7 protein-coding genes are annotated in these 8,319 nt (G+C 63.6%); 5 read left to right on the plus strand and 2 right to left on the minus strand.

Annotation, left to right across the window (positions count from 1 at the left end):
* Positions 1–392, plus strand: a 392-nt coding sequence (locus AC1D1P_RS08890; protein WP_477672717.1) for a class I SAM-dependent methyltransferase, incomplete at its 5' end; no start/stop codon positions are given.
* On the opposite strand, the gene AC1D1P_RS08895 is transcribed toward AC1D1P_RS08890, so the two are convergent.
* Both AC1D1P_RS08895 and AC1D1P_RS08900 read right to left on the minus strand, forming a co-directional pair.
* Positions 380–1,156 carry a glycosyltransferase family 2 protein gene (locus tag AC1D1P_RS08895; protein WP_477672718.1) on the minus strand — a complete coding sequence of 259 codons (777 nt, stop codon included), beginning with the start codon at positions 1,154–1,156 and terminating at the stop codon, positions 380–382. The two genes, AC1D1P_RS08890 and AC1D1P_RS08895, sit on opposite strands and share 13 nt — an antisense overlap.
* Positions 1,157–1,193: 37 nt before the next feature.
* On the minus strand, positions 1,194–2,048 hold the full coding sequence (locus AC1D1P_RS08900; protein WP_477672719.1) for a lysophospholipid acyltransferase family protein: 855 nt from the start codon (positions 2,046–2,048) through the stop codon (positions 1,194–1,196).
* 311 nt (positions 2,049–2,359) lie between these two features.
* Here AC1D1P_RS08900 and mutS point away from each other — a divergent pair, with 311 nt between their 5' ends.
* From mutS to AC1D1P_RS08920, 4 genes are all read left to right on the plus strand, one after another.
* Positions 2,360–4,972, plus strand: coding sequence for a DNA mismatch repair protein MutS (gene mutS, locus AC1D1P_RS08905; protein ID WP_477672720.1), 2,613 nt, complete (start codon positions 2,360–2,362; stop codon positions 4,970–4,972).
* A 50-nt stretch (positions 4,973–5,022) separates the two neighbouring features.
* On the plus strand, positions 5,023–5,850 hold the full coding sequence (locus tag AC1D1P_RS08910; protein ID WP_477671548.1) for a proteasome-type protease: 828 nt from the start codon (positions 5,023–5,025) through the stop codon (positions 5,848–5,850).
* A gap of 3 nt (positions 5,851–5,853) precedes the next feature.
* Positions 5,854–6,690, plus strand: a complete 837-nt coding sequence (locus tag AC1D1P_RS08915; RefSeq protein ID WP_477671547.1) for an alpha/beta hydrolase — start codon at positions 5,854–5,856, stop codon at positions 6,688–6,690.
* A gap of 324 nt (positions 6,691–7,014) precedes the next feature.
* Positions 7,015–8,295, plus strand: a complete 1,281-nt coding sequence (locus tag AC1D1P_RS08920; RefSeq protein ID WP_477672721.1) for an MASE1 domain-containing protein — start codon at positions 7,015–7,017, stop codon at positions 8,293–8,295.
* The last annotated feature ends 24 nt before the right edge of the window (positions 8,296–8,319 follow it).

The following is an 8,319-nucleotide window of genomic DNA, read 5'->3' on the forward strand; positions in this document are numbered from 1 at the left end:
GTTATGCCCTGCGCCACATCAGCGACCTGGGTGTGGCATTTGCAGAATTTGAACGCGTGTTGAAGCCCGGTGGACGGCTCTGCGTGCTCGAAATCACCCAGGCAAAAAACCGCTGGGGCCGCTGGTTGCTCAAGACCTACATGCGCGGCGTCATACCGCTGCTGACGCGCTTCGTTTCGCGGCAAAAGGAAACCGCGTCCATCTGGCGCTACTACTGGGACAGCATAGAAGCCTGCGTGCCGCCCGAACAGGTGCTGGCCACGTTGCGCGCGGCGGGTCTGGCGGATGTCAGGCAACACCTGGAAGCCGGCGTATTTTCAGAATACCAGGCAGTCAAATCGCAGCCCGGCTCCGCGGCCCCGGCCCCGGCCTCAACTCATCACAATCGCTGAAACAGGCGCCGGGCCAGCAACACCGGCAAGCGCAGCACAAACCCGATGAAAAGCCGGGAATGCATCCAGGTGAGCAAAAGGTTGTCGCGCAGGTAGTTGAAGTGCGACACCCCCCCTTCGTCGGGCCGAAAATACTTCACGGTGGCCGGCAGGTTGACCGGTTTCACGCCGCGCCAACACATGCGCACCACCGCTTCCGGGTCAAAATCAAACCGGCGCATCCAGCGCTGCCCGGCCATCACATCACGCAGCGGCGCGATCGGGTAAACACGAAAGCCGAACAGGGAATCCCCGATGCCGGCCCAGAGGGTTTCCAGGTCGGCCCATCCATTGGACACCTTGCGTCCATTGACACGCAGGCGTGGTGCATCCGCGGCGAACACCGGCACGCCGAGCACCATGACAGCGGGCTGGGCCAGCGACGCGACCATGAACTCCGGAATCAGGTGGGCGGGGTGCTGCCCATCGGAGTCCATGGTCAGCACATGCGTGAACCCTTGGGCCGCAGCCAGCTCAATGCCGTGCAGCACCGCGGCACCCTTGCCCACATTGCGCGGCAACACCACGACCCGCAAGCGCGCATCGTCCGCGGCCATTGCCAGCAGACGGTCGGTGCTGCCGTCCGTGCTGCCGTCGACGACCACCCAGACCGGCGCCCACTGCGCAAGTGCACTGCGGACTGTTTCGTCAACTTTGACACCGGGGTTGTAACTGGGAATCAGGACGAGATGCGTCCTGGACATGTCGCGAAGGGAATCATTCATCGAGGGATCTAACTTGAACGGAAAACTGCGTGCACCTTCACGCCGGCGGCGCAGAAGCAGTCAGGGGGGACGACCGGGTACGCCCCAGCTCGGTCTGGAAGTATTGCTCCAGCTCTGCGGTGAAGTGTGCCGTGTCGCTTACCGGCTCAAAGCATTTTCCGAGGCGAACACGGTAAGTGACCGGCATTTTCGGCGTCCATAGCAGGGACCAGCCCTTGCCCAGAAACCTCGAATCGGTTTCGATAAAAACGGTCTGTACCGGCACACCCGCGTATTTGGAAATCAGGCTGGTCGTTCCCTGCATGCGTCCTACAGGAAACCGCCGCGTGCGGGTGCCTTCCGGGAAAAGCAGCAAACTGCTGCCCTGGCGCAAGTCGGCGACAGCCAGCTGCACCATGGTGCGCAGCGGCGTATTGCGGATATAACCCACCAGTCGCGCACCGGCCCCAAAAAAAACGCTGTTGACGATGTCCGCCTTCATGATGCAGGTGGCGTCCGGCAAACGCGACAGGATCATGATGGCGTCCAGCAGGGAAGGATGATTGGGCGCGATGATCACTGGAGGGCCTGCCTGCAGCGCATCCAGCGCCGTCAGGTCGAACCGGCAGGCCCCCATCAACACCAGCAGGCGCAGATAAGAGCGGAAAGTGGCGGCCACGAGCCTGCGCCCCCAGCGTTTGCTTAATACCCTCGGCAACAAGGGCCGCATGACCACCGCCAGCAGCGAGACCGCCAGGCTGACGCCAACAAGTACCAGGTAACCCACGCAAAGACGGGCAGTTTCATGCACCGCCCTGCGGCCCTTATTGGCCAGGGACGGCTCGGCAAGCGCAGTGTCAGTCGGCTCCGCCCCGCTTACGCTGTTGAAAGGCGGGATACTCGGCTCGGTCATTGCTTGCCTTTCGGTTGAGGTCGTGGGCCCTGGCGCAGACCGTATCCGGTTTGCTTTTTGAATAGATGAATGCAAGCGAGTCTACCTCCCCAAAAATGCCGCTCTTTGGCAGATTTCCGGATTCCAGCGTAAGGTTTTATGCCGACTGAGGGGCCCACCGCAATCTTTCCCGGCAAAAGCCGGTGTTGGCGGTAAGTGACTGATAGTAAAGGACAATCAGGGGCCGGAAACATCGAAGAACGGCCCCTAAGATAGGCAATTGGCGAGATAAAAATGCGAACAGAAGGAAGCGCGCATGCGCTAGGTCATTGATGCAAAAAGAAACAATTCGGGGCAAAAATCCAACAGGCGGTGCGCCGGAAGACACGCCCATGATGACGCAATACAAGCGCATCAAGGCGGAGTACCCCGACACCCTGGTTTTTTACCGCATGGGGGATTTCTACGAGGTCTTCTTTGCCGATGCGGAAAAGGCCTCCCGCCTGCTGGACATCACGCTGACACGGCGCGGCCAGTCCGCGGGCGAGCCGGTTGTCATGGCGGGCGTGCCCTTTCATTCGCTGGAAGGCTACCTGGCCAAGCTCATCAAGCTCGGCGAATCGGTAGCCATCTGCGAGCAGGTCGGCGACGTCGCCACCAGCAAAGGCCCCGTGGAGCGCAAAGTGGTGCGCGTGGTCACGCCCGGCACACTGACCGACACCGAACTGCTGAGCGACAAGACCGAATCCATCCTGCTGGCCGTGCACCAGGGCGCGCGCAACACCTGCGGCCTGGCCTGGCTCAGCGTGACGCAGGGCGAAATCCACCTGGCGCACTGCGCCAATGACGAACTGGAAGCCTGGCTGGCGCGCGTGGCGCCCAGCGAACTGCTTTACAACGTCGACGTAACGCCGGCCTTTGAGCAGCGCCTCAAAACCCAGCGCTGCGCCGCCAGCGCCCGCCCCGCATGGCAGTTTGATTCCGCCCTGGGCGCGCGCCGCCTGCTGGACCAGCTCAAGGTCGCCTCGCTCGCATCCTGGAATGCTGAAGCACTGAATGAGGCGCACGCCGCCGCCTCGGCACTGCTGGGCTACGCTGAACACACCCAGGGCCGGGCGCTGTCGCATGTGCAGGGCCTGCAGGTGGTGCGTTCGGGCGAGCTGATCGAGCTGCCGCAAACCACGCGCCGCAACCTGGAGCTCACGCAGACCCTGCGCGGCGAAGAATCGCCCACGCTGTTTTCGCTGCTGGACACCTGCACCACCGGCATGGGCAGCCGTGCACTGAAAAGCTGGCTGCTCACCCCGCGCCGTGACCGGGCACAGGCCGCCGACAGGCTGGATGCCATTACCCACCTGCGCAGCGGCTCCCAGCAAACCCTGCGCGCCAGGCTCAAGGGCTGCAGCGACGTGGAACGCATCACTGCCCGCATCGCGCTGCGCCAGGTGCGGCCGCGCGAGCTCGTGGCCCTGAAAGACACGCTACAAAAAACAGAGCTGGTTGCGCCCGCCAGTATTGGGCTGCCGGCACTTTTAACCAAAATTTTTGAAGACCTGCAACCGCCGGAAGGTTGCCGCGAGCTGCTGGGCCGCTATGTGCTGGATGAGCCCGCCGCACTGATACGCGACGGCGGCGTCATCAACCACGGCTGCGATGCAGACCTGGACGAATTGCGCGCCATCCAGACCAACTGCGACGATTTCCTGCTGGACCTGGAAGGCCGCGAGAAAGCCCGCACCGGCATCGCCAACCTGCGCGTGCAGTTCAACAAGGTGCACGGCTTCTACATCGAAGTCACACAAGGCCAGCTCGACAAGGTGCCCGACGACTACCGCCGCCGCCAGACGCTGAAAAATGCCGAGCGCTACATCACGCCCGAACTCAAAGCCTTTGAAGACAAGGCCCTCTCAGCGCAGGAGCGGGCACTGGCGCGCGAGAAGTGGCTGTATGAACAGCTGCTCGACCAGTTGCAGGACTTCATTCCCGCGCTGAGCCGCCTGGCGCGCGCCCTCGCCTCGCTCGACGCGCTGTGCGCATTGGCCGAACGCTCGCTCACCCTCAACTGGGCCGCGCCGGTGTTCGTACGCGAACCCTGCATTGACATCAGCCAGGGCCGCCACCCTGTCGTCGAAGCGCGCCTGGCTGAGACGGGCGGCGGCGCCTTCATCGCCAACGATTCCGTCATGAGCGGCAAGCACCGCATGCAGGTCATCACCGGCCCCAACATGGGCGGCAAGTCGACCTACATGCGCCAGGTGGCGCTGATCGTGCTGCTGGCCAGCGTGGGCTCGTATGTGCCGGCGGCCAGCTGCCGGCTCGGGCCCATAGATGCCATCCACACCCGCATAGGCGCAGCCGATGACGTGGCCAACGCGCAATCGACCTTCATGCTGGAAATGACCGAGGCCGCGCAGATCCTGCACGCCGCCACACCGCATTCGCTGGTGCTGATGGACGAAATCGGCCGCGGCACCTCGACATTCGACGGACTGGCGCTGGCCGGCGGCATTGCCGCCTACCTGCACAACAAGACCCAGGCCTTCACGCTGTTTGCCACACATTACTTTGAGCTCACCGAATTCCCGGCGCAGCATCACGGCGCCATCAATGTGCATGTGAGCGCAGTCGAGTCCGGCGCCGACATCGTGTTTTTGCACCACATCGAGCCCGGCCCCGCCAGCAAAAGCTACGGGATTGCCGTGGCCAGGCTGGCCGGCGTGCCCGCTGCCGTCGTCAACCACGCCCGCCATGCACTCACCGCGCTGGAGGCCCACCAGACCGAAGCGCGCGCCCAGGTTGACCTGTTCGCCGCCCCGCCCGAAGCCGCCGCGCCCGAGCAAAGTGCCGTGGACAAGGCATTGGGTACCATAGACCCCGATGCACTGAGTCCGCGCGAGGCGCTGGACGCCCTGTACCGCCTGAAAAAGATCTCCATCTCCCCGTGACCCAGCGCAACCCAACTTCTCCGACCTCCCCCACACTTCCAGAGCACCTCATGACTTACTGCGTCGCCGCCAAACTCAATGCCGGGCTGGTGTTCCTGTCAGACTCCCGCACCAACGCGGGCCTGGACCACATCAGCACCTTCCGCAAAATGATCGTCTATGAAAAGCCGGGCGACCGTTTCATGGTGTTGCTGTCGGCCGGCAATCTGTCGATTTCCCAGTCGATCCGCGAGATTTTGCAGATCGAGCAGCTCAAGGACCACGACGGCGGCGAAGCCATCACGATCTGGAACGCCAAAAGCATGTTCGATGCCGCACGCGTGCTGGGCTCGGCAATACGCCGCGTCTACGACCGCGACGCCGAAGCACTGAAAAACGCCGATGTCGACTTCAACGTCTCGCTGGTCTTTGGCGGACAGATCCGCGGCGAGAACATGCGCCTCTTCCAGATGTATTCAGCCGGCAACTTCATCGAAGCGACCGACGAGACGCCTTATTTCCAGGTCGGCGAATCCAAATACGGCAAACCCGTGCTGGACCGCGTACTCACCCCGGCCACGCCGCTGGCCGAAGCCGCCAAGTGTGTGCTGGTGTCCATGGACTCGACCATGAAGTCGAATCTCTCGGTTGGCCTGCCGCTGGATCTGGTGGTCTATGAGGCTGACACCTACCGGAGCGACAAGATCGTCTGCATCGACAACGACAACCCCTACTACCGCATGATGCACAGCAGCTGGGGCCAGAAGCTGCGCGAAGTGTTCGACAGCATCGAAGACCCGGTGTGGGACGACGCGCACACCGACATCCCGCTGAAGATGCCGGCCACCCGCCATGAGCCGTTAAAGAAGATCAGCACGCCTGACGAGAAACTGATTTAAGCCGTGCCCGCCAACGCAAAGCCGCTGGTCATTTTTTCCCACGGCAACAGCTTCCCCGCCAGCACCTACAGCGCGGTGTTCCAGAGCCTGAAAGCACGCGGCTTTCAGGTCAAGGCGATTGAAAAATTCGGCCACGACCCGCGCTACCCCGTCACCAGCAACTGGCCGCACCTGGTGCAGCAACTGGCCGACTTCACGGCCCGCGAGGTTGAAAAATCCGGCCAGCCGGCTTTCCTGGTGGGCCATTCGCTGGGCGGCTTTTTAAGCCTGATGTGCGCTGCGCGCAACCCGGTGCTCGGCGGCCAGCCCGTCAAGGGCGTGGTGCTGGTCGACTCCCCCATCCTCGGCGGCTGGCGCGCCGCAGCGCTGAGCGTGGCCAAGCGCGCACAACTGGTGGGCTCCATATCCCCCGGTGCCATCAGCCGCAAACGCCGTCACCAATGGGTAGGCAAAGACGAGGTCTTTGAACACTTTCGCAGCAAGAAGGCATTTGCCGCCTGGGACGAGCAAGTGCTGCGCGACTACATCGAGCATGGCACCCACGACGATGCCGGCGAAGGCCAGCGCCTGCTGAGCTTCGACCGCGACGTCGAAACCGCGATCTACAACACGCTTCCCCACAACCTGGAAGGCCTGCTTAAACGCCACCCGCTGAAATGCCCTGTTGCCTTTATCGGCGGGCGGCAGTCGGCCGAGATGAAGCAGGTTGGGATGGCGATGACCGAAAAGGTGACGAAGGGGCGGATCATGATGCTGGATGGGAGTCATCTGTTTCCGATGGAGAAGCCATTGGCAACGGCGGCTGCGGTTGAGGCGGCTTTGAGGAATTTCCTCGAGTAGGCTGCTGTTGTTTCCGGCGGTGCGCCCTCTGCTGAGGGCGGCTGGCCGGGGGTTGCCCGGCCAGCAGCTCCTAGACGAAAGCGCCCAGTCGGAACACAAACCGGCCTCAAGGAACCGCTATCAATTCAATAGCTGCCAGCGCCCGTCCCTATTTCCCAAAAGGCCAAAAACCACCTAAAAGTGCAGATTTCAGCGATATTGACGCCGCGGGGACTTACCCTCAAGACTGCGGTTCAACATTCGCAACAGACTGGATAAACTAGCCCAGCACATCCGGCAGCCCCCTGTGCCGCGCATCAGAACGACTCTCAGAGGAGGTTTCTCATGGCCCTGTCCTTTATCGTCACCCTTGCCGTGACCTTTCTAGCCTGGGCCGTTGCAGCGGTGCTGTCCCAAAGCATGGGCGACGCGATGACGCTGAGCGCATCCGTCTGGCTGGCCACGGGCGTCACCTTTGGCGCGCTGCTGGCCGTGAAGCCGCCCAAGCGCCCCGCCGTACTGGCGGGCGCCGCGCTGGCGGCCATCGCGCTGGCTTTGCTGGACGGCCTGGCCGTGTTGCCTGCCATCGCTTTTGGCCTGAACGAAGCCTTCTGCGCCAGCCTGGGCGCCTGGGTGGCGCGCCTGCTGCGCAGCACCGGGCCCGACGGCGGCATGGAGCCGGGTAAGGCTTACGCCGGCGTGCTGCTGGGCGCACTGCTGACCTCCGCGCTGGGTGCCAGCATCGGCGTGATGCTCTGGAGCTGGGCCCTGCCGGAGCCCGTTGTCCTGCTGACCGAATGGCGCGTGTGGACCTGCACCACCTTTGTCGGTATCTTGCTGATTGCGCCGCTCATCACTGCGTTTTCCGGCTTCAAGGTCAAGCGCTCGGGCGGCATGGCCACCAGCCAGTTCCTGGCGGGCGCGGGCACCTTCCTGCTTTTCTTTGTGGTGGCGGGGCTGATCTTTTCAAGCGATGTGTCCGACCGGTTCAGCGCATCGCTGGGCCCCACCCTCACCTACCTGCCGCTGCCCTTCATGGTGGTGACCGCCATCCTCTGGAAGGAACGCGGCGCCACGGTGGCCACGCTCATCGGCGCGCTCGCCCTGGTCGCCTGGACCAACGCCGGCGGCGGCCCCTTCGCCGAAGTGGAAGGCTTTCCCGGCGAAGCGGTGATCGAGATCCAGGGGTATGTCGCCGTGATGGCGCTGCTGGTGGGCGTGGTCAATGCCCTGGGCGCCACCGCCGCACAGGCCCTGGCGCAGGCGCAAGACTGGCGCACCCGCTACCGCCAGGTGCTGGACTCCAACCGCACGGTGGTCGCCAATTTTGACGCCAGGACGGGCGCTGCCGAATGGGGCGAAGGTGCCAGCGAGTTGCTGCGCACCAACGCCAACGCACTGCTGACCGTGCAGGACTTCATCGCCCACGCCGACCCGCAAGAGCAGCCCGGACTGCAAGCCGACTGGCGCGACCTGACGCAGGGCCAGCGCGACCACGTGCTGTGGAAGAACACCCTGCGCTGGAGCGACGGCCGCGTGGCCAGCGTGAACGCGCGCCTGTCGGGTGTGCGCGGCGCCGACGGCAATGTCGAACAGGTTGCAGCGCTGCTGGAAGTCGAGGCCTGACGTGGCTCTGGACAGTTCCAGCAC

The organism is Polaromonas sp. P1_E1_2, from assembly GCF_056406035.1.

What these genes read in the sequence shown, in the direction of transcription:
- AC1D1P_RS08920 (WP_477672721.1), top strand. Translation starts at nt 7,015, where the DNA reads ATGGCCCTGTCCTTTATCGTCACCCTTGCCGTGACCTTTCTAGCCTGG.
- AC1D1P_RS08900 (WP_477672719.1), bottom strand. Translation starts at nt 2,048, where the DNA reads ATGACCGAGCCGAGTATCCCGCCTTTCAACAGCGTAAGCGGGGCGGAG.
- AC1D1P_RS08895 (WP_477672718.1), bottom strand. Translation starts at nt 1,156, where the DNA reads ATGAATGATTCCCTTCGCGACATGTCCAGGACGCATCTCGTCCTGATT.
- mutS (WP_477672720.1), top strand. Translation starts at nt 2,360, where the DNA reads ATGCAAAAAGAAACAATTCGGGGCAAAAATCCAACAGGCGGTGCGCCG.
- AC1D1P_RS08910 (WP_477671548.1), top strand. Translation starts at nt 5,023, where the DNA reads ATGACTTACTGCGTCGCCGCCAAACTCAATGCCGGGCTGGTGTTCCTG.